This window comes from Heyndrickxia faecalis (genome assembly GCF_040267745.1).
GTDB classification, from domain to species: Bacteria; Bacillota; Bacilli; order Bacillales; family Bacillaceae_C; genus Weizmannia; species Weizmannia faecalis.
The window spans coordinates 998759-1019207 of sequence record NZ_CP158453.1 but is presented as its reverse complement, the minus strand read 5'-3'; the positions used below and the strand labels follow the sequence as shown (position 1 = coordinate 1019207).

At 41.2% G+C, this 20449-nt stretch carries 16 protein-coding genes and 1 pseudogene; 8 read left to right on the top strand and 9 right to left on the bottom strand.

The window, feature by feature from the left end; all coding sequences use genetic code 11:
- Positions 1-349: 349 nt before the first annotated feature.
- Both pflB and pflA read left to right on the top strand, forming a co-directional pair.
- On the top strand, positions 350-2614 hold the full coding sequence (gene pflB, locus ABR335_RS04690; protein ID WP_081092962.1) for a formate C-acetyltransferase: 2265 nt from the start codon (positions 350-352) through the stop codon (positions 2612-2614).
- Positions 2615-2703: 89 nt separating this feature from the next.
- A complete protein-coding gene (gene pflA, locus ABR335_RS04685; protein ID WP_017551799.1) occupies positions 2704-3441 on the top strand; it encodes a pyruvate formate-lyase-activating protein in 738 nt (245 codons plus the stop codon).
- A 260-nt stretch (positions 3442-3701) separates the two neighbouring features.
- Here the strand turns inward: pflA and ABR335_RS04680 are convergent, their stop codons facing one another.
- The 6 genes from ABR335_RS04680 to ABR335_RS04655 all read right to left on the bottom strand — a co-directional run bounded on the left by ABR335_RS04680 (position 3702) and on the right by ABR335_RS04655 (position 8269).
- Positions 3702-4259 carry an NADPH-dependent FMN reductase gene (locus ABR335_RS04680; RefSeq protein ID WP_017551798.1) on the bottom strand — a complete coding sequence of 186 codons (558 nt, stop codon included), beginning with the start codon at positions 4257-4259 and terminating at the stop codon, positions 3702-3704.
- A gap of 18 nt (positions 4260-4277) precedes the next feature.
- On the bottom strand, positions 4278-4811 hold the full coding sequence (locus ABR335_RS04675) for a DUF6241 domain-containing protein (RefSeq protein ID WP_110134135.1): 534 nt from the start codon (positions 4809-4811) through the stop codon (positions 4278-4280).
- 118 nt (positions 4812-4929) lie between these two features.
- Positions 4930-5910: an ABC transporter permease subunit gene (locus tag ABR335_RS04670; RefSeq protein ID WP_017551796.1), complete on the bottom strand. Its 981-nt coding sequence runs from the start codon at positions 5908-5910 to the stop codon at positions 4930-4932.
- Positions 5907-6818, bottom strand: a complete 912-nt coding sequence (locus ABR335_RS04665; protein WP_014097414.1) for an ABC transporter ATP-binding protein — start codon at positions 6816-6818, stop codon at positions 5907-5909. Before ABR335_RS04665 ends, ABR335_RS04670 begins: the two co-directional genes overlap by 4 nt.
- Positions 6815-7618: an SGNH/GDSL hydrolase family protein gene (locus ABR335_RS04660; RefSeq protein ID WP_110134136.1), complete on the bottom strand. Its 804-nt coding sequence runs from the start codon at positions 7616-7618 to the stop codon at positions 6815-6817. The genes ABR335_RS04665 and ABR335_RS04660 overlap by 4 nt, the downstream gene beginning before the upstream one ends.
- A 420-nt stretch (positions 7619-8038) precedes the next feature.
- Positions 8039-8269: a hypothetical protein gene (locus tag ABR335_RS04655; RefSeq protein WP_014097412.1), complete on the bottom strand. Its 231-nt coding sequence runs from the start codon at positions 8267-8269 to the stop codon at positions 8039-8041.
- Between the two features lie 423 nt (positions 8270-8692).
- Here ABR335_RS04655 and ABR335_RS04650 point away from each other — a divergent pair, with 423 nt between their 5' ends.
- A complete protein-coding gene (locus ABR335_RS04650) occupies positions 8693-9886 on the top strand; it encodes a hypothetical protein (RefSeq protein WP_350346621.1) in 1194 nt (397 codons plus the stop codon).
- Between the two features lie 405 nt (positions 9887-10291).
- Here the strand turns inward: ABR335_RS04650 and ABR335_RS04645 are convergent, their stop codons facing one another.
- Positions 10292-11329, bottom strand: coding sequence for a hypothetical protein (locus tag ABR335_RS04645; protein ID WP_014097410.1), 1038 nt, complete (start codon positions 11327-11329; stop codon positions 10292-10294).
- 545 nt (positions 11330-11874) lie between these two features.
- Between ABR335_RS04645 and ABR335_RS04640 the strand changes: the two genes are divergently transcribed.
- Both ABR335_RS04640 and ABR335_RS04635 read left to right on the top strand, forming a co-directional pair.
- Positions 11875-12561, top strand: coding sequence for a response regulator transcription factor (locus ABR335_RS04640; RefSeq protein WP_251460541.1), 687 nt, complete (start codon positions 11875-11877; stop codon positions 12559-12561).
- Positions 12561-13919 carry a sensor histidine kinase gene (locus ABR335_RS04635; RefSeq protein ID WP_061086854.1) on the top strand — a complete coding sequence of 453 codons (1359 nt, stop codon included), beginning with the start codon at positions 12561-12563 and terminating at the stop codon, positions 13917-13919. Before ABR335_RS04640 ends, ABR335_RS04635 begins: the two co-directional genes overlap by 1 nt.
- 179 nt (positions 13920-14098) lie before the next feature.
- Here the strand turns inward: ABR335_RS04635 and ABR335_RS04630 are convergent, their stop codons facing one another.
- On the bottom strand, positions 14099-14731 hold the full coding sequence (locus ABR335_RS04630; protein ID WP_014097407.1) for a DUF5666 domain-containing protein: 633 nt from the start codon (positions 14729-14731) through the stop codon (positions 14099-14101).
- 304 nt (positions 14732-15035) lie between these two features.
- Here ABR335_RS04630 and ABR335_RS04625 point away from each other — a divergent pair, with 304 nt between their 5' ends.
- Both ABR335_RS04625 and ABR335_RS04620 read left to right on the top strand, forming a co-directional pair.
- Positions 15036-16349 carry an IS1380-like element ISBco1 family transposase gene (locus ABR335_RS04625; RefSeq protein WP_017554688.1) on the top strand — a complete coding sequence of 438 codons (1314 nt, stop codon included), beginning with the start codon at positions 15036-15038 and terminating at the stop codon, positions 16347-16349.
- Between the two features lie 287 nt (positions 16350-16636).
- The gene (locus ABR335_RS04620; protein WP_350346722.1) at positions 16637-17599 is read left to right on the top strand and encodes an IS1380 family transposase; all 963 of its coding nucleotides are present in this window, start codon (positions 16637-16639) and stop codon (positions 17597-17599) included.
- A 134-nt stretch (positions 17600-17733) separates the two neighbouring features.
- Here ABR335_RS04620 and ABR335_RS04615 read toward each other — a convergent pair whose 3' ends face one another.
- Positions 17734-19419 (bottom strand): IS1634 family transposase, encoded by a 1686-nt coding sequence (locus tag ABR335_RS04615; protein WP_014096930.1) that lies wholly within the window; start codon positions 19417-19419, stop codon positions 17734-17736.
- A 109-nt stretch (positions 19420-19528) separates the two neighbouring features.
- Between ABR335_RS04615 and ABR335_RS04610 the strand changes: the two are divergent.
- Positions 19529-19870: pseudogene (locus tag ABR335_RS04610) on the top strand (IS1380 family transposase); the annotation flags it as partial.
- Between the last annotated feature and the right edge of the window lie 579 nt (positions 19871-20449).

Below are 20449 nucleotides of genomic sequence, written 5' to 3'. Positions count from 1 at the left end.
ACATGAAAAATATAACGCAACCGCTTTCATATGGCTGTGCCAATTTTGTGAAATATTGAGCATGTTACCAAATCACAAACTCTCCCCAAGAAAAATAATCATGTGAAAAACTGATCAATTTGTGTTATAACACGCTTTCATCGCATTTTTCTATTATATATCTACGGCCAAATGTTTTGAACATTCTTTGACAACTGCTTTTTTTGGCCCCAAAATGTGAACGCTATCACTATCTTTTTAAAATCGACCATGCTAAAATGAAAGCGTAATAAGAAATGTTCACTATTTAACAAACAAACATCCAATTCTGAAGGCAGCTCATTAATAGGCTTAAAGGAGGCCATTTAAAATGACTGAACAATTACTGACAAAAGCAACGCTCTCCAAAAAACAATGGGAAGGCTTCAAAGGAGGAAACTGGCAAAAAGAAATCGATGTAAGGGACTTTATTCTGAAAAATGTAACCCCTTACGAAGGCGATGAAAGCTTTCTTGCCGGCCCGACTGAAGCCACTTTAAAATTATGGGATCAGGTCATGGAACTGTCGAAACAGGAACGCGAAAAAGGCGGCGTCCTGGATATGGATACGAAAATTGTATCTACCATTACATCGCATGGCCCGGGCTATTTAAACAAAGAACTTGAAAAAATTGTCGGTTTCCAAACCGATAAACCGTTCAAACGTTCGATGATGCCGTTTGGCGGAATCCGGATGGCAGAAAGTGCCTTAAAATCTTACGGCTATGAAATTGATCCGGAAATCAAACATATTTTTACAGAATGGCGGAAAACCCATAACCAAGGTGTATTCGATGCCTACACACCGGAAATCAAAGCTGCACGGCATGCCGGCATTGTAACAGGCCTTCCGGATGCTTACGGCCGCGGCCGCATTATCGGCGACTACCGGCGCGTTGCCCTTTACGGTGTAGATTATTTAATTGAGCAAAAGAAAAAAGATCTCGATTTAATCGGCTGCGGCTTGATGACAGAAGAAGTCATCCGTGAACGTGAAGAACATTCGGAACAAATTCGTGCATTGCAAGAATTGAAACAAATGGCACAAAGCTACGGATTCGATATTTCCGAACCGGCTTCAAACGCACACGAAGCTTTCCAATGGCTGTATTTCGCGTATCTGGCTGCCATTAAAGAACAAAATGGCGCGGCCATGAGTCTTGGGCGCACATCCACTTTCCTTGACATTTATATTGAAAGAGATTTGAAAAACGGTGTCCTGACTGAACGGGAAGCACAAGAACTCGTCGACCACTTTGTCATGAAACTCCGCCTCGTCAAATTTGCAAGGACGGAAGATTACAATGAACTGTTCAGCGGCGACCCGACATGGGTAACAGAATCGATCGGCGGCATGGCTTTGGACGGCCGTACACTCGTTACGAAAAACTCGTTCCGCTTCCTGAACACGCTTGATAATCTCGGCCCTGCGCCGGAACCGAACCTGACCGTGCTCTGGTCGACGAAACTGCCGGATAAATGGAAACAATATTGCGCGAAAATGTCGATCAAGACAAGCGCCATCCAATATGAAAACGATGACTTAATGCGTGAAGAATACGGCGATGATTATGGCATTGCCTGCTGTGTATCGGCGATGCGGATCGGCAAACAAATGCAATTCTTCGGCGCCCGTGCCAACCTGGCAAAAGCTTTGCTGTATGCGATTAACGGCGGCGTTGATGAACGGTATAAAATGCAAGTCGCACCTCCGTTCCAACCGATCACATCGGAATATCTCAATTACGATGAAGTAATGGAAAAATACGACCGGATGCTTGACTGGCTTGCAGGCGTTTATATCAATGCTTTAAACATCATCCATTATATGCATGACAAATACAGCTACGAACGGCTTGAAATGGCATTGCATGACCGCAATGTACTGCGCACGATGGCTTGCGGCGTTGCCGGCTTGTCTGTTGCGGCCGACTCTCTAAGCGCCATCAAATATGCGAAAGTAAAAGTCATCCGTGACGAAGATGGCCTTGCCGTTGACTATGAAGTCGAAGGCGATTATCCGAAATACGGCAACAACGATGACCGCGTCGACCAAATTGCCGTCAATCTCGTCAAGTCGTTTATGCAAAAACTGCAAAAATATCCGACTTACCGGAACGCTGTCCATACTTCTTCGATCCTGACAATTACATCGAACGTTGTATACGGCAAGAAAACAGGAAGCACACCGGACGGCCGGAAAGCAGGCGAACCGTTCGCCCCTGGCGCAAACCCGATGCACGGCCGCGATTCGCACGGCGCAGTCGCATCGTTGACATCTGTTGCGAAACTGCCTTATAAATATTCGCTTGACGGCATTTCCAACACTTTCTCGATTGTCCCGGAAGCGCTCGGACACGAAGAAGAAACACAGGTCTCCAACCTGGACGGCATGCTGGACGGCTATATGGCGAAAAAAGCGCACCACTTAAACGTCAACGTCCTGCATCGCGAAACATTGCTGGATGCGATGGATCATCCGGAAAAATATCCGCAATTGACGATCCGTGTATCGGGATATGCGGTAAACTTCATTAAATTGACAAGGGAACAACAACTTGAAGTCATTAACCGCACGTTCCATGAAATGATGTAAACTGATTCGGGCGGCATGCACCTGCGTGCCCCCTCCCCCCTATTAAACACTTAACTTATGGGGAATCTATATAGAAGGATTTGATTGAGATGAACATGACAACGCGCATTCATTCCACTGAATCGTTTGGCACAGTCGACGGGCCCGGCATCCGCTATGTCGTATTTACGCAAGGCTGCCCGCTGCGCTGCAAATTCTGCCACAACCCAGATACATGGAAAATCAATGAAGGCAATGAAATGAGCGTCGAAGAGATTATGAGCGATGTGCGCGATTACCTGCCTTTTATTGAAGCTTCCGGCGGTGGCATTACAGTGAGCGGCGGTGAACCGCTTTTGCACCTCGATTTTCTGATCGAATTGTTTAAAGCGTGCAAAGAAATTGGCGTCCATACTGCCATTGACACAGCGGGCGGATGTTTCTCGCGCAGTTCCCGGTTTATGGAAAAACTGGATGAATTGATGAAATATACAAATCTTGTATTATTGGACATCAAGCATATTGACCCGGAAAAGCATAAATGGCTGACCGGCATGTCAAATGAGCATATTCTCGATTTCGCCCGGTATCTCGCTGACAAGCATATTCCGGTCTGGATCCGCCATGTGCTCGTTCCCGGCGTCGATTCTGAAGAAGATTTGCAAAAAACATCTGATTTTATCCATTCGCTGCCAAACGTCGAAAAAATCGAAATCCTTCCGTACCATAAGTTAGGCGTCTACAAATACGAGGCGCTCGGCATCGACTATCCCCTCAAAGGTGTCGAACCGCCGACAAAAGAACAAGTTGCACATGCGGAACAGATTTTAAAAAGGGAATTGCAGTAAAGAAAAAGCGCCGGCTGTCCGCCGGCACTTTTTTATTCCGCCTAAAAGAACGATACAATGTTAAGAAAGCGGAAAAACTTAGAGCTCCTCTCCCCTGAAAAATTGCCCCGGGGTTTTTTATCCTTTTGCTGGTAACGCGTCATACGGCAAGATAAACGGCAAAATGGTCGCCTTCCTTCGCCTAGAGCACGTCTACCTAAGCTTCGCTGATGATCCACTATCGCCCATGCGCAACGGCCACGGCACTAGGCAAAAGTACATCATCCCAAATTTCCAGGATTGCCTCCGGAGAAAGCTTTTCTCAATTGCAACAGTTCATGCGCAAGCTTTCGGATGCGTGCCTGGATATCGGCATTGATGATTTCATTGTCCTCATTAAAATCATCATTGTGGATAAAAACATTGCGGACCGCACAGGTGGCCTTTAAAAAGGTTAACACCGGTTTCAGCTGGTATTCAGCAACAAGAAAATGTTTGTCCGAGCCGCCGTTCATCACAATGCCGCATACTTTGGACTGAAAAGCATCGCGGTGCAAATGGTCGAGCAAATTTTTCAAAGCGCCTGTAATGGACGCCTGGTAAATTGGCGAGCCAAAAACAAGGATATCCGCTTCAAGCATTTTATTAACGGCCGCAATCGTATCATCATTGTAATAAGAAAGTGGAAACCCTCTTGCAAACTCCACTTCATAATCTTTTAAATCGAGCAGTTCAGTTTCCGCTTCCGGATCTTCCGCTTTAATTGCCATAAGCACCTCATATACACCAATGGAGGTCTTCTCACCGGTAAGCGAGCCGGATATACCTAAAATTTTCACCGTTTCCACTTCCTGATGTCATTTGAAATTTTCCTTAATATATGCCGCTTCTTCAGAAGGCGTCAGCCGCCGCTCCGCTTTTCCGATGTTGCCTTTCTGGTAGGCCCAAATCTCATTATGGGCCTTCACCGCATTGCTGAAATCGCCTTTTTTCCACGGTTTTAATATACCGAGCAGCATATCCTGCAGTTCTGTATCCGCAAAAGTTTGATTGCTAATTGCCGAATACAGGGCGTCCACCTTTTCTTTTGTGATTTCGGAAGCTCCCCATTTTTCATTTGCCGCCACTTTTTGATGCGTCATATTATGTACTTCCTGCACCAATGCTTCTTCGCTCATGCTTTTGTATGCCGAAAGTTTGCGCTCAGGCGTCTTCTGGTAGAAGCTTTCCTGTATAACCGCTTTTGCAGCCGTCTCTTCCTCTGCAGCCGGTTTTTTCGAAGGTGCTGCCTCCGTTGCAATCGCTTCTCCTTTGTTAAAGTAAAAATAAGTGACACCTGCAATAAACATAAACACAGCAATCCCCATCCCAACGACAAACCGTTGAAACACAGCATCTCCCCCTTTGCTTATCATACGAAATTCGTGCTGCCCCGTAAAAAATCCTGCTTTATCATTGTATTAATGCAGCGAAAAAATTTTACCGGAAATTGGCGGAATTCCGTTTTTCTTAATAAACATCCCGTTTTGTAAACACAACAAAAGAAACCACGAGCGAGAGAAAAAGCCACACAAGCAGCACAGCAACCGAAAATCCGAGCGTCATGCCTGCAACAGGCGGGCTTGTACCATTGAGATAATTTGTCAGCTGCAAATTCACCATAAACAAATATTTTGCGCTTGGCCATGCCGATACCATATTGGTCAAAATGGCGCCGGCAATCAATGAGGACAGCATAATCCCCATTACGGCGGCCGTGCTGCGCAACAAGACAGAAAGCATAAATGTGAGGCTGCCTGAAACGACGCCGACAAACCAGGCAAGGCCAAACGCCATGAGCAAATATTTCCATTGCGAAACAGCATGCACATGTGATGTAAGGAGCTCGTCCCCTTTTATCGTAAAACCGGTAAGTATGGGCATGTTCCAGCCGTGGTAGCCGAATACCAGTCCGGAAATACCATAGGTGAATACGGCAGTGCACAGCAAAATAAACGAAACGGACAGCAGCATGGCAATGTACTTACTAAGCAGGATGCGCCATCTTTTCACAGGGCGCGTCAGCAATAATTTGATTGTCCCGCTGCCCGCCTCAGCAGACACGATATCGCTTGCCGCCACCATGACGAACAGTGGCAAAAGCATGCCGATCGCATTTTCAATAAATACCCGCATAAACGTCGGGGCGCCCGGCGCGTTCGGATTGATGTTGTGGTTGAGATAATATTGTTCCTGGCTCAATGTGATACGCAAATATTTTTTAAAATCATCAGAAAGGCTTGCCGATCCGAGCCGGTTTTGCGTATCGACAATTTGTTTCTGGAGCTTAACCCGCCAGTCGGTTGTCCCGATTTTTTCCTGCAGCGCTTTCGATTCTTTGTACTGCGCGTAGGTAAAAATGGGAACAAGGCAGGCGATAATCAGCATAATGACAAGAATCCGCTTTTTCTTCCAAAGCTTCAACTGTTCATTGTATATAAGTTGGATCATTTTTTCCTGCCCCCTGTCAGTTCCAAAAACAAATCTTCAAGCGCCGGCAGCACGGCCTTCATTTCTTTCACCCTGACCCCGTTTTGAACGAGCATCTCGTTCCATAAAGCATTTTTTTCTTCATCATAAGGGGTCACAAGGAGGCCGTCTTCCCCTTCTGCCACCTGTGTCTCCGCCTGAAGCAAGGTGCGTGCTTTCTCTATTGGCGCAACTTTCCAAAAGGTACGCGCTTTTTCGGAAAGCAGCTCGTGTACATTCCCGGTCCGAATCACCTGGCCGTTATGGATAATGGCCACTTTGTCGCACATCAGCTGCACTTCGCTTAACAAATGCGAAGAAACGAGGACGCTTAAATGCGCTTTTTCGGCAAGCGACCGGATAAATTCGCGCATTTCCCGGATGCCTGCCGGGTCAAGCCCGTTTGTCGGTTCATCAAGAATCAAAAGCTTCGGGTTTCCAAGGAGCGCCTGGGCAATGCCAAGCCTTTGCCGCATGCCGAGAGAGTATGTTTTTACTTTATCATGGATCCGGCCAGTTAAGCCAACGAGCGCCGCCACTTCATCCAGCCTGTTTCTCGGAATGGACGGATCCATCCGTGCAAAATAGGCAAGATTTTCATAGCCGGTCAAAAACGGGTACATCTCCGGATTTTCGACAATGCAACCGAGATTTTTCATGGCTTCCGTAAACTCGGTCCGTACGTTTTTTCCGCCGATCAAAATTTTTCCCGAAGTCGGGCGGATCAGACCTGTCAGCATCCGAATCGTTGTTGTCTTCCCTGCCCCGTTCGGCCCGAGAAATCCGAATACCTCTCCCGGCATCACTTCAAAACTGATGCCTTTGATGATTTCTTTCCTGCCAATTTTTTTATGGACATCGATAACCTTAAGTGCGGGAATCGTCGTCATTTCGCTTTCTCCTCCCGATAATGGATCAGGGAAGCAACACGCTCTCCGATCAGTTGATAACCGGCCGTATTCGGATGGAATTTGTCACTGTATAAATAGTCGTTTACATTTTGTTCAAAAAGGTCAAACGTCGGCACATAGATGACTTTTGGAAAGTCAGACGCGACAGAAGCAGAATCAAAGTTCCATTTTCTGACGATCGCAGAGGTCGTTTTCGCCTCGGACAAATCGATAAAAGGATTATACAGCCCGACATGATAGACGATTGCCGTTTTGTTCACCGCCCGAATTCCTGCATAGATCTGTTTTAAATTGGCCAAATAAGGCTTTTCCAGCTTTTCGATATAGGCGGTATTCAAATGGTCAAGCGCCTCTCCGCCCGCAAACAAATCATTGCCGCCGATGGTCAGCAAAATGATATCCGCGCTCTTGAGTTCGCGTTTGATCTGCGGTTGTTTGAGCTGTTCAAGCAGCCCGCTTGATGTAAGCCCTTTGATGCCATTGTTTTGGAGTAGAACAGCCTTCTTCGTTTTTTTCTTTAAACGATCCGCAACATAACCCGCATATCCCTTTCCTGCTGTATCTCCCGTTCCCCTTGTGAGTGAGTCGCCGATTGCTGTAATCGTGATTTGTTTCGTACCACCCGCTTTTGACGTGTTATTGCCGGTTCTGGCAGTTTCCGTCTTTACGCCTGTTGCTTTCGTCTGCTGGTCTTCAAACACCATCCACAGGCCGGCCAGAAACAACAAGGCTGACACGGCAGAAACAATAGAGATGGCGGAAATTAAATGCTTTTTCATTTCGCTATTCCTTTCTTTCCTGTTTATAACTTAAAGGATAGCAAAGGAAGCCGACTTTTTAAAATCGCGTGCTCCAAATAAATGCACAAGGTCCATTCTAAAAAAAGCGTTGTCCGGTTTCCAGGTAACACCCTGCAGAAATGTTTGATTGCTGCGGGCTCTCTCCCAAAATACAGCGCTGATGGGTTTTACGGAGACGAAACAGTGCAAGTTGCCAAGTACTGTAAAGGAAAGCGGATATAGAATTATGAACCGGCGACAGCGGGATTGGCTGGTGTTGCCCAACAGTGTTTAAAAAGGGATCAAAAAGCGTGGAAAAAGTTTTCAAAAAACCATAATAAGATTAAAGAATTTTGTAAGAATAATGAATATCCAACAAAATAAAAAAACTGCTGGTATATCGTGGATTCTGGGAGTTTTTTACAAGTAAATCGCAAATAAAGCCGCCAAAACAGCCATAACAAAGTAATCATTACTATCCATTTTCGTACCGTTTTTAACAAAAACACTTAAAGCCCAATGCAATATTGTTCCATCAGCCGTCTTAGAAACGAATTTTTTGCCGATATTGTAATACAGCACTTTGAATAAGGCAAATGCAATTGAAAGAAACAAATAAAGCAAGATAAACTTACCAAAAAACAAAAGCATTGCCGTCACTCCTATATTTAGTATTCTTCAATCAATAACTTAATTTTACCAAAAACGTCTATAAGAGAAAAAGGGACATTTGTAATGGCTTTCAATAATTTTTGCGCAAATTTTACACAAAGGTAAACAAAAATCTTGATAAATTGTTGGTTTAGAAGATACATTCGACACCCGACCACCGGTACGCGCTCTTTTCGCGTCAAAATCAATTATGATCAGGGACATTGCTTTTGGCGACACATGAAAAAGTAATGTTTAGTCCAACTTATATAAAAAGATGATGTTTTCTTTGACAAAAAAGCTTATCAAATTAGTGATGAAATTTTCATTCAATGTAGATAATATACATAGGATCTAGTATAATATAGATAGTCCGTTAATTAGTAGACAGCTTAAAGGAATAAGTAGGTAAATTGGAATATCATGTATAAAATTGAAACTCAAAAAAGAATTTTATGTACCTTAAACAACTGGCAGGAGGAGAAATCGTCCCTGAAGATCAAGACAGCAATAATAGAACAAAGTCCCTTAAAAATAACTGAAAATTCTCCAACATCAACCCAACACTGTAATTATTTTATAGAAAGAATATGGAATGAAAAGCGATTTTCAAATTTATGCAAAGGAGGTAGACCGGTGCTAAATACGCATAATGACATAAAGCAAACATATTATGCAGAAATCAAAGAAAAGAAGATTAGTTCTTATGGAGCATATGCAAAAAAGGGAAAGGGAGTCAAACACGGGATAGGAAAAATTTATTTTGCCAGTGACTTATTAAGAGGGAAAGAAAAAAAGTTATATAAAAAATCAGGAAAGGTAAAGGTGTACAATATGTTTACAAGTTTAATGACCTACGAAGATTTAAAATCGCATCCGAAAGAACGACAAACGGAAATTTTAACGAAATGGAGGGAGACCTATTCAGAGAATGAAATAATAGAAGCATTAGGTATTGAAGAAGAGGTGTACTATCAATTGTTGACTGATTTAGGACTTGAAATGAAGAAGAAACGGACAATTCCGCACTCAAAACCGGACGCTGATCCAAACCAAGTGATTCCATTTAATGATTTAAAAAAGCTTCCAAAAAAAGATCAATGGCTGCTTATATCCGAATATACAGAAAAATGGAACGCCCAATCAATTGCAAAAATTTGGGGGAAACGAGATTCTTCCGTTCATAATTATAAACACAATCTGAAAAAATTAGCCCTCAAAAACGGGTGGATAGATGAATATAAGAAAGATAAAGCACAGGAGAATATAAAAGATTTTACGCCGGCTGCTGTGGAATCCGGACAAGAACCAGCTGGAAATGCAGGGGATGAACGTGTTGACCAACTGATGAGTGAGTTTAAGGAAATGAAAATGTTGATTAATAACTTATTATCTTCAAATAACCAAGTTGCCGTTGAAGAAACAGAAAAGATAGCTGAACGTGACGCAACAGAAAATGAAGAAAATAATGAAAAACCGGAGTCCTTTACGATGAATTATGAAAATGAAACAGAAGGATTTATTATCTTTCAAGACTTAAAACGGTTCATCGCAGTTTTGGAAAAAAATCCGGATCGATTTAAAGTTGAAGTGAAGTTAACTCGAATTGAAGAATAATTTTTCCTGAAGAATTTGGGCTAATTAGAAAATCAAACGAATAGCCGGGATGTAGAATACTGGCGCTACAAAAATTACCATTGAATATAAAAATGGATAAAAAAATGCTATGTTAAGTGATTTTTACTGCAAACGTCAGTTCCTTTTTTATCTATTAAATTTTTTTAAAACAACTAGGTAGCACCCAAGAAGCTCATTTTTTAAAAGCCACACGCTAAAGTCAATTTTGCATGTGGCTATTTCTTTATTTAGTGTGAAATCTTTCAAAGAGAACTCTTTGGGTGCTAATATTGTTAAGTGCTTTGCAATCTTAAGAAATTTTCAGTGGCAATTAATGAGTGCTCCTCTAAAATCATCATTTCTTTGATTATATAGAAAGGCAGCCCATCCCTTGTCTCAATTCATTTAGTTATTCACACATTTTTTAATTTTTTTCACTTCATCTATACTGAGTTTTACCATTTTTGCAACTTTTTCAACTGAAAATCCTTCCCTTAATAACTCGGCTGCCAAATTCCTTTTTTCTTCCATTTTCCCTTTTTCAATCCCTATTTCAATTCCTTCTTCCTTCCCCTTTTCAATCCCTTTTTCAATCCCTTTTTCTATCCCTATTTCAATTCCTTCTTCTTTCACAGTTTTCAGATACTCTGCAAATGTAGGAGCTTCTTTAAGCTCTTCAGAATACAGCATATGGTTTGCCTCCTTTTCAATGTGAATAAATAACTCTTTCGTTAATTGTTTTGTTAACTCACCAGGAAGATACAGAAGATAGTCAATAAAGTAACAAAGCGCTTCCGCATAATTAGAACTAAGATTTTGGTTGGATAAGATGAATTCTTTTAACAATTTTTTCTTAACTTCATATCGTTTCTGATAGTTCTTTTCCGTTAGATGAAGGTAAATACCCGCCAATACTGCAATGGCAAAAGGGTTCGTAGACTTTTTCAAAGAAGGAATGTCCGCTTCATTAAACTTATAAGTGTTAAAGCGATACGTAAGTTCAGTGCCGTAAAAGGAGTATTGGAACGGCTCTGAGTTATTTGATTTAGACAAATCGGTCAAAATCGCAATGGAATAAATGTTTTCTTGGAAGCGATCAAACAAGCGATAAAAATAAGTAAACATTCGTTTGGAAAAGTCCGGATCTTGTTTTTCTTGAATTTCAATGTGAATGAATACATATTTTTCTTCGCCGTTTTTCAAGGAAACCTTTACAATTTTGTCTGCAATTCTTTTCCCTTTTTTATGCTTGATGATGACTTTGTGCAGTTCCTGTTCGAGAAAAACAATTCCTTTTCCAAAATCAATGGTCTCATACAAATCAGGTGCAAAGAATAAAATAAATTCCTCAAACAGTTCACTTATAATTTTCTTCCAAAGCCCGTCGTAATCAGTTCCGGGTAAATAGTTTACCTTTTTCTCCAGAATAAGTACTTCTCCCATTATTTTACCCCATCCTTTGCTAAAATTGAATTATTAATCATATTATACATGATAAGAACGTTTGTTTCCACAAAATTTTTCGACCACTATATTGTGCTCCACCAGGTTTTATCCATAGGCCGAATGAAGAACACCGGAAGCGATTAAACGCACACTACCCAAAGTGGTATGGCAATTTAGGCAGTGGAAGCTTTTTTCAAGGAACGGAGCTGAACAACTTCGAAAGGGCCAACATTGCCAGCAGCTCCACCCACCAATCCGGCATGGTCGGAAAGAAAATTTCCAAAACGATCTGGATATCCCGGTGGAAGTGGAATACGCGACGACTTCCGCGACTTCCAACAACCCTCTCTGTTATATCAAATCATTCAGTTCATTCATTTTTTGACTTTGAGGCGATGGGCCGGAAGAGTTTAAAAACCGTTTCAACGCACTTTGATTTTTCAAACAAAAGTACTGACTGCATTCCTTTCAAAACAGAAAATTGTTAAAATAATGATGGGAATGCACTTTCAGAAGGAGCTGGTCCAGAATTGTCAAAAATCATGATTGTGGAAGACGATGTGAAAATTGCACTGGTGCTGGAGCTCGAATTGCAGCATGAGCACTATGATACCGTTTGGGTAGAGAACGGATCACAAGCACTCAACCTGCTAGAAAGCGAAGATTGGGATTTGGTACTGCTGGATGTGATGATCCCCTGCTTGAGCGGTCTCGAGGTTTTGCGGCGCTACCGTATGAGAAACAGCCGGACACCGGTCATTTTGCTGACAGCCCGCAATTCTGTCCTCGATAAGGTGAACGGGCTAGACCATGGTGCAAATGACTATATTACAAAGCCTTTCAATATTGAGGAATTGCTCGCGCGGATCCGTGCCGCGCTGAGAACGGGTGCACTCCATACCGGCAAATCCGAAAACAGCAAGAAACACGAATATGCCCTTGCCGATTTGCTTGTCAACACGGCAACAAGGCAGGTGACAAGAGGCGGCAAACCGATTGAATTGACAAAACGGGAATTTGATCTTTTATGCTATTTGTTAAAGAATAAACGCATTGTATTAAACCGAGAACAGTTGTTAAATGAAGTATGGGGATTTGAATATGCGGGAGATACGAATGTTGTAGATGTTTATATTGGCTATTTGCGCAAAAAAATTGACCACGGGCACGAAACAGCGCTGATCCACACAGTGAGGGGCGTTGGTTATACAATGAAGGAGACGGGTTAATGTCGATTAAGAAAAAACTTTCGGCATTGCTTATTCTCTGGTCTTTTATTGTGCTCTTTGCCGGCAATACCATTGTATTTTTGGCGTTTCTTTATTTTTCAAAAGACCGGTTGGAAACAAGCCTGGAGAACAGTGCTGAACAATTAGCTGAAAGTGTGGGCAGCGGGGATGCGCTTTTTTCCGATCCGGAACCGATATTGCAAACGCATGTACCGGATGAAGGGATGATCCGTTTATTTAATGCACAGCACCAAAAGATTTATGTAAAAGCGGATGAAGAGGACCTGTTGTCCATCAAACCGGTGTTTCCGAAAGATGACCAAACCCGTACTGTTAAAGGTGAGGATTTCACTGCTATTGTGGCCTCCTATCCGATCATGGAAAACGGAAAATACCTTGGAATGTTGGAACTCTCCGTGGTCCCCGAAGACATATTTGAAGACAGCCGACTGCTGCTTACGATCTTACTGGCCTCCTCTGCTGTTTTAATTGTGCTGGCCGCATTTGTAGGTGTAAAAACTTCCGGTCTGTTCTTAAAACCGGTCTCAACGATGATGAAGACGATGGCGGATATTGAAGAAAACGGCCGCTTTGAAAAGATCCCGCTTGCCCTGAATCATCACGATGAACTGTACCAAATGGCGCTTACCTTTAATGCCATGATTGACCGGCTTGAGGCCATGTTTAAAAAGCAGGAGCAATTTATCTATGACGCCTCCCATGAACTGAAAACACCGCTTACGGTTATTGAAAGCTATGCTGCCATGTTACGGCGCTGGGGAAAAGATGATCCCGAAATCCTGGCTGAAGGGATTGCCGCCATTTCGGATGAAAGCCGGAGACTCAATTCGATCGCCGAGCAGCTGCTTGCGCTTGCCCGTAGTGAAGATGTTTCGTATGAGTTGCAACCGGTTGATGCCGCCAATCTTTGCAGGCAAACTGCAAAGCGGCTCAGCCAATCATCCAACCGCAGCATTTCTGTGAAAGCTGAAACACCCGGGCTGTATGCATGGACCAATGAAGAAAAGTTTGTCCAGGTGCTGGTCATCCTTTTGGACAATGCACTGAAATACAGCCGCTTTCCCGTACAGATTGAAGTGGGAAGCGATAATGATTTTGTGACGGTCACCGTAATAGATCACGGCACCGGCATTCCAAAAGAAGACTTGCCGCATCTCTTTGAACGGTTTTACCGGGTCGACAAAGCGCGAACACGGGGAACCGGCGGGACCGGACTGGGCCTTTCGATCGCCCATTCAATTATGACCCAGCATGGCGGGGGGATTAAAATTGAAAGCGAAGAAGGAAAAGGGACGCGGGTGTGCCTGCAGTTTAAAAAAGTGGTTGATGCCTCATGATCCATCCAGACGGCTCCGGTTTCTTGCGGAGGCGGCCGGGATTCCTGCTGTTTGCTCTTGCCTGTTCCGCTTTGATTCATCCCCTGCATTCATTTTTCAAAAAAGCAAACCGGTATAATTTGCAAAAAAACTGCCTGGGTTTTGGCAGTTTTTTACTCGTGTATTCCTAATTTTCACGGTCAGTCATCATAGCCATCAAGAAATTCGTCATCAAGTTCTGCAGATAAAATTTTATCATGTTCATCAAGATCCAATTCGACTGGTACACCCTTTAGACTGCCACGGTAGCCGTCCCGGTCAAGACGGTAGAAGTGCCCCTTTGTAAAGCTTTTTGTTGTGCCATTCGCCTCAACCTTCATTGATTCTTTTTCGTCTGATACGATAACAGCTTTCACATCCATTGTCCGTTCTGTTTCGATTTTTACCGCTTCTTCTCCTGACGCCTTCAATTCAACAAGCACGCCTTTTTTTAACGGCAAGGAAAAATCTTCGACTACTGTTTGATTCGTCAACTTGAATGTTTCGCTTCCGCCGAACGGAAATGAAACGGTAATGCTTTGTTTATCCAGCGCAGTGACTTTGCCTTCTGTTTCGCGAATGACTGGATTAGCTGTTTTGCTCTGCCCGCCTTCTTTATTAACTGTGTAAGAAGCAACAGGTTCCTCTTTTTTTGCTTCTGGCGCAGAAATGGTTTCGGCTGGGTCTGAATAAACGACTGGCCGTTCTTCTTTCATATTCATTCCGACAGCAATGCCGGCTCCCCCTGCAACGGAGAGGACTATTACCCCGATTAAAACTTTTATCCACTTCATTACGGTTCAATCCCCTTTCACTTGTTTGTTACTATATATTAGTCAGAAAATTTAATAAGACCTTAAGCAAAACCTGAATCCGTGACGAAATTTTCACTTAACGTTAACCCATTCGCATGAAATCTAGTATAATACGCATATCTATTAATCTGAATTATTCACAGAAATTCAGAAACTTATTATAACTTATGGATTACCAAGCCTTTTCGGCTTTATTGTAATTCATTAAAAAAATGAAAAAAGAATCCATTTCTGTTAAAGTTAAAGTAACCAAAACAAAAACCAAACAGAAAGGACTCTTTATATGGTTACTTTAACGCAAAAAACACTTGATTTCAATCATAAAATTAAATTGTCAAATGATGGAGGTTCTCTTTCCTCCGATACAGGTGAGTTTCTTTTTAGAGAATTCGATGAAAAAATTGGTTTTTCAAAGACTTTAGTTAAGTACTTGAGACTTAACGATTCAAGGAAATATTATCTTCATTCAAATGAAAACTTGTTACGTCAAAAAGTCTATCAACTCATTGCCGGGTATGCGGAAGATGATGCGGCTGATCAGTTGACTCATGATCCTGTGTTTAAGGAAATCATTGAAACTCCAACACTTGCTTCCCAGCCCAGTTTGTCTCGCTTTTATACACGATTTGATAAAGATTCAATTGAACAATTAAATCTGGCTAACCAAGAAATGCTTGATAAGATTCATTGTTTTCGACAATCGAAAGAGTTATTTATCGACTTGGATTCGACTCATTCGGATACATATGGGGACCAAGAATCTTCGTCATATAATACTCATTATGGCACGATGGGTTTTCATCCATTAGTCGCCTTTGATGGTGCGACTGGTGACTTTTTGAAAGCACAACTCCGTCCCGGAAATGTTTATACATCAAATGGTGTGGTGGAATTTATTCGGCCTCTCATTAAACATTATAACGAAATGTTTCCGGAAACTACCCTGTTTCTTCGTGGAGATAGCGGGTTTGCTGTTCCGGGATTATACGATCTGTGTGAAGAAGAATCTGTTTTGTATATTATTCGGTTGAAATCGAATTCACAACTACAAAGTTTAGCGAAAGAATACCATCCTTCTTCCGCACCTTTAGATGTTTCCAAGACGGAAACCTATTATGAAGAAACGATTTACCAAGCAAAATCATGGTCAAAACCAAGAAGGGTGATTATTCAATCGGTACGTCCTGCAGGTGAGCTGTTCTTTACCCATTCCTTTTTTGTTACTAACTTTGAATTAGCTTTCCCTCAAGATATCGTCCGAGCTTATCAAAAAAGAGGGACGATGGAAAACTATATCAAAGAAGCAAAAAATGGCTTTTACTTTGATCATATGAATAGCCACGCTTTTCTAGTGAACGAAGTAAAAATGATGTTAACACTTCTTGCATATAATTTGACCAATTGGTTACGAACTCTTTGTTTTCCGGAAGGTCAAAAAACTATGCAAATTGATACGATACGTACTCGGTTAATTAAAGCGGCAAGTAAAGTCGTGAAATCAGGCAGATCCCTTTACTTCAAACTATCATCGAGTTTTGTGTATCAAAATTTCTTTTGGGATGTACTGAATCGAATTCAAAAGCTACAATTGGAATGACCAATAGAATACTTCTCATAGCTGAAAAAATAAATTTTTCAGTCAAGGGGCAAGTATGCCCAAAATACCAGAATTGTTCTATTGAAAATTCAGTTATTTTATGAATTGGCTACGGTTCTTAATTAAATACCGTTATTTTCAACTAATTTAACAAAATTTATCAAATGGGATTTGTAGCTATGAATATTTCAGGATTAAATTTAACTCATTCCACATTCAGGTGATCTAATGAAAAAGTTAGTGATAGAAGCCACGAAAGAACGAATTGTTGCCAAAGCGGTTTAGAGATAGTAGGAAATTTACTAAATCTAACGAATTTAGCTTCCAGGTTAAATGCCTATCGACTCCCTGATATTTCCCGAAATCCCGTCTGTTCCAATGCTGATGTAGCCAAATCCTATATTGGCCTGCTTTGCCAAGGAAAAAGTGATTATGACAATATTGAAACCTTCCGCGAAGATGCCTTTTTTGCACTGGCTTTGGATATCCAAAGGGTTCCTTCCAGCCCGACTTTAAGGCAGCGACTGGACCAAGCTGCCTTGACGGAAAAATGGAAAGCGATCTTGCATGAAGAATCGCTGAATCTGATCCGCAATACAAATGCGGAAATTAGCCCAGTTTACGCCAAAGACAAGCCGTATATCCCGGTTGATCTGGATGTCTCCCCTTTTGATAACTCCAAAACAAAAAAAGAAGGAGTGGAAAGAACCTATAAAGGCTGCGACGGTTATGCACCTATGTTCGGTTACATTGGGCAGGAAGGCTACTGCCTGCATGTTGAGATGCGAAAGGGAAATAACCACTGCCAAAAAGGTACGCCGAATTTTATCAAGGAAACCATCCAATCTGCCAGGAGACTAACGGATCAGCCATTGCTTTTCAGGCTTGATTCCGGAAATGACAGCCGGGATAATCTCATCATTTTCTTGGAAGAACATGCAAGCTTTGTTATCAAACGCAATCCTCGTAAGGAAAAAGCAGAAGACTGGCTTCATATTGCCCAAAAATATGGGATCTGCTGTGAAGAACGGGAAGGAAAGAAGGTTTACCTTGGATCCATCCCCGAAACCATTCAATTAAAAGACCAGATACGAACCATCCGAAAAGTCTTTAAAGTGATCGAAAGAACCATCTCAAGAGACGGCCAGATTTTTTTGATTCCCGAATATGAATTTGAAACCTACTGGACAGATCTTGAAGTGCCGCCTCATGTGGTGATCTCTCTCTATCCCACATTTCGCACGTCTTAAATAAAATTCATTTTAATTTTTGAATGAACTATATTTAAACATTTTGGTGGGATGATATCTTCTTATTTTTGAGGAATTTTCGATAAAGTTCTATTGAATTCGACATTCTTTTCATGAATTCCTCCTGTTGTGTGTTATTCGCCTTTGTTTTCGACATTTTTTGACACGTATATTGATAGATCATACCCGCATAATTCAATGATTTTTTTGGCTTGTGAATCAATATTATCGGGTAAGAGCCTTAATTTTTGTCGATTTTGATTTATAAGGATCACGGTGATATCTTCTAATTGCTCTAACAATGCTTGACCTGTGGGTTGATAGAGTTTCCTTTTTCCTTTCAAGATTAGAGATAGGTTCTTTTCTTTCAGTTCTTTTCTAACTCGATATTCTAAAATTCCATAGATTAATAAAGCCATCACATACACAATCCCTAAGGCCTCAACCCTTTCCGGGGTTTTCAAGTAAATGGCATCAATCATTTGTGAATCTTTGATTAATCGGAAACGGGTCTCAACGGCCGACTGTCCTTTATAAACCCTCAAAACTTCTTGATTGGATAGTGTCTCCTCGTCTAATTTATTTGTGATTAAAACAAAAGTGCTGAGCATTCTTTTCTTATTTTCGATAAAATCATGATCTTTTTCAAACGATTCCAGTTGTATCTGATAGATTTGTTCTCGTTTTGTCTGTTCGTCCTTTTTAGGTCTTCCTCTCTTTTTTCGTTTGATAGGTTGATCACTCATCTGGACGTTTAGTTTATAACAGAAATATGAAGCCTTTTGTTTTTTCTTAAAAGATTGAATTGCTTCTAGTGCGTCCTCTTTACAATGAAAGATAACTTTACTTAGTTTTTCTATCTCTTTTTTTAATTTTATTTCTTCCTTTTCGATCGCCCGATTTAGGGTTTTCTCTTTTCGTTGATCTAAATTGTTTGAGTGGACAACAAGAAACCGGTAAGGAAGGTTTTGAATTTGTCTTTCAAAAGCTTGAATTTGGTAAATAGCTGCGTCTTTTTTATTGCTAAGTGAGCCTACCCTTTCCCAGTTATTGAGCAACCATGCCTCTTTCTTTAGTTCTGTGCTTAAACCGAATGTATCAGGTAAACGGGAAATAAACGATAAATTTTGTTGTTGAATTTCCGCTAGATTTTCCGTTGTGATTAATGCAGAATCGGCTTGATAAATGAGATTTTTCCAATCTTCATGGGAAAGGATTTTTCTCATCTTTTGAATGAATTCCACATTCCAAGATTTATCCGAAGTATTCCCATTTTCTACTTTTGCAAGAATAGGAATTCGTTCAGGTGTGACCCCCATCCCCAGAACGATTTGTTTTAAGTCAGGCCTATGGGCCTTACTATACCCGTACGTAATTTGCAGTCCATCTTCCTTCGGTTGTTTATATTCACCGTAAACAGAAATTGATGTTGTATCGTTATGGAGTACACCAATAGGAAGATTCAATTTTTTTAATGCTTTTAATGCAAGGGTGGAATATACTTTCCATGCTTCGGCTTTATACAAGTAATCTAATGCTCTTCCTAATGCATCATCATTTAATTGATCGGGTGAAATCGATGTATCGAAAAGCATCTCAGAATCTAGGTTTTGATAGAATTCATGAACCTTATAAAGGGGCTTGCCACTGCATAAAATGTTTAAGACAAGGGCTTTAATCCTTGTTCCGGGTGAGATATGACAACGGACAGAATCCCATTTGACTAAATTATTAATGGTCTTTTCGAGTTCTATTTCATCACACAGTTTAGATAAAAGTTGAGACGGCCCCACATGTAAGGTTAAAATTTGATCTGACATAAAAATTTCCTCATCTTCCTCTAGTTAGATAATCATTCAATTCTACAAAGAAGGAGAAAATTCCTTTAAAAAAATCACAAAATAGAAAAATTTACGTGCGGAATATGCGCTCTATCATGACCATGGCACATGCGAACAGTTTCACAGTGAAATTAAATCAGAACTGGATCTGGAACGGTTGCCATCGGGCAAATATGAAACGAATGGCCTTGTGCTCCATTTTGGTGTATTTGCGTATAATTTACTTCGTTTGATCGGACAAGAAAGTTTGAAAAAACAAGATGCACCATTGAAAAAGAAAGCAACACGAAGAAGAATCCGAACTGTCATCCAGAATATGATTACACTGGCTTCAAAGCTTGTTTACCAAGGTCGGCAATGGAAATTAAAAGTGACGGCGACCAACAAATGGTTGCCGACTTTTGCTCGCTTATACGATGCCTTTTACTAGACAACCAGGGTAATAAGCGATAAGAAGAAAAGCCGAAACAAACCAGAAAACTTGCAAAAAAATGGAAATTTGCAGGTTTATTTTTCGTACCTAAAATAAATGAAATAGGAAAAAATTTACCTACCAAAGTTACAAAGATATATTTTATGAATAATCAGTTATATCTAGAAATCCACACTTGGGAAAACTACCTATTACCGATGTTTGTTAGATTTTCGTCACGGATTCAGGTAAAAGATATAATGGTTAGCAACACGAGCATCATAACTTCTTCAATGAGTGACTTTATTTTTCTCATCGTTCCTAGTTTATTTTACCTGTCTGTTGGAATACTCATTTTCAAAAAAGCATTAGCCAAAGCGGTTGAAAAAGCAATCTTGGGTTTTCACTAAGTGAATGAAAAGAAAAGACTTAGCACGCAGAAAAGCAGCCAAAATAAAATGTTTACCCTTCAAACCCGAAGGCTTAAGAGGTACCGCCGTAAACAAAACATCACTTTTTAATCAATCGTATTTCGTGCCTTCGAGAAGGATTTCCATCGCTTTAAATCTGTATATATTGCCTAGTTTCAAGTTCATG